This is a genomic window from Amycolatopsis minnesotensis, assembly GCF_039529815.1.
In the GTDB taxonomy this organism is placed as follows: domain Bacteria; phylum Actinomycetota; class Actinomycetes; order Mycobacteriales; family Pseudonocardiaceae; genus Amycolatopsis; species Amycolatopsis minnesotensis.
This window is the reverse complement of record NZ_BAAANN010000120.1, coordinates 1-1449: the sequence shown is the minus strand read 5'-3', so window position 1 is coordinate 1449 and position 1449 is coordinate 1. Positions and strand designations below refer to the sequence as shown.

The window sequence follows — 1449 nt, the reverse complement described above, 5'->3', positions numbered from 1 at the left end:
GGCGCACTCACCGTGCAGGACACCACCCCCTTCACCCACCGCGCCGACACCGACCCCCTCGTCATCGCCGACCCCGCCACCTGCTCCTGACACCCGGCGTGCCGGGCTCGTCAGCGTGGTCGTGATCGCCGTGGCCGGTGCGTTCCTGCTCTTCTTCCTGGCCGCGCTGGTCGGCATCCTCGGCGCGGACATCGGCTGCGGCGCGAAGGTCCTGTGGTTCCTGGTGGCCTGTTCCCTGCCGTTCCTCGGCAGCCTGCTGTGGTTCGTGGTGGGTCGCCGGACCGCTCCCCCACGGGCCTGATCGCCCTGCTGCCGAGGCGAATTGCGCCACCTGGCCCAGCGGCACGCGCGCCGGAGTGGGTACCCCGGAAGCATGAACCGGACGACGGCCGCGGCCGCACGAGGCGCGAAGACCGACCTTCCGCACGTCCTCGGCAGGGCAGGGATGGCCTGTTACGGCGTGGTGCACCTCCTGCTCGCCTACCTCGCGCTGCGGGTGGCGTTCGGCGGCGGGGAGCAGGCCGACCAGAAGGGCGCGCTGCAGGAGGCGGGCTCGACGGCGTTCGGGCAGGTGCTGCTCTGGGTGCTCGCGCTCGGCCTGGTCGCGTTCGGGCTGTGGCAGTTCCTGATGGCCGCCACCGGCTACACCTGGGTCAGCGGCGGGAAGCGGACGCGCAAGCGGCTCGGTGCCGGTGCCCGCGGGGTCGTGGTGATCGCGCTCGGCGTCAGCGCCTTCGGGCTCGCCACCGGCACCGGCGGCGGCGGATCGAGCAACCAGGCGCAGCAGGAGTTCACCGCCGAGCTGCTCCGGCTGCCCGCGGGCCCGGCGCTGGTGGTGCTCGCCGCGGTGGCCGTGCTCGCGGTCGCCGTCGCCGCCGGGGTCAAGGGCGTGCGCCAGACCTTCCTCGAGGACCTCGACGCCACCGGGTTGCCGGGGAAGAGGAAGCGCTGGGTCGGCTGGCTCGGCACCACCGGGTACCTCGCCAAGGGTGTCGTCTTCGCCGTGACCGCGATCCTGCTGGGCTACGCCGGGTTCAACGCCGACGCGAACCAGGCGGGCGGGCTGGACGCCGCGCTGAAGACGCTCGCCGCCCAGCCCTTCGGCGTCGTGCTGCTGACCGTGGTGGCGCTGGGGCTCGCGGCGTTCGGCGCCTACTGCTTCGCCGCGGCCTGGGCCCACAAGCGCTAAAAGCAAGGCCCCCACCCACGACGTTTAGCCCGCGAACTGCACCAGCCGCCCCCACCTCAGCCCCGCCCGCCCGCGACGTTTAGCCCGCGAACTGCACTCCGCGACCCACCCCCACCCCCACCCCCACTTCGCGCGCCTACGAAAGGTCCACTCGCCCGCCTACCCCCGAGTGCCGCGAGGCCCGCGCCGAAGGCGCGGTCACTCCCAACCCAGCCACCCACCGGCGAGCCGACGCGCCCCGCGCGGCGGGGAGCGTCTCG

Annotated in this window: 2 protein-coding genes; both read left to right on the top strand. The window is 74.0% G+C overall.

Annotated elements, in window-relative coordinates; all coding sequences use genetic code 11:
- Positions 1-115 precede the first annotated feature (115 nt).
- On the top strand, positions 116-301 hold the full coding sequence (locus ABD256_RS44085; RefSeq protein WP_344432386.1) for a PLDc N-terminal domain-containing protein: 186 nt from the start codon (positions 116-118) through the stop codon (positions 299-301).
- A gap of 72 nt (positions 302-373) precedes the next feature.
- On the top strand, positions 374-1189 hold the full coding sequence (locus ABD256_RS44080; protein ID WP_344432385.1) for a DUF1206 domain-containing protein: 816 nt from the start codon (positions 374-376) through the stop codon (positions 1187-1189).
- The last annotated feature ends 260 nt before the right edge of the window (positions 1190-1449 follow it).

Coding starts and splice junctions, on each gene's coding strand:
- ABD256_RS44080 (WP_344432385.1), top strand. CDS start 374: ATGAACCGGACGACGGCCGCGGCCGCACGAGGCGCGAAGACCGACCTT.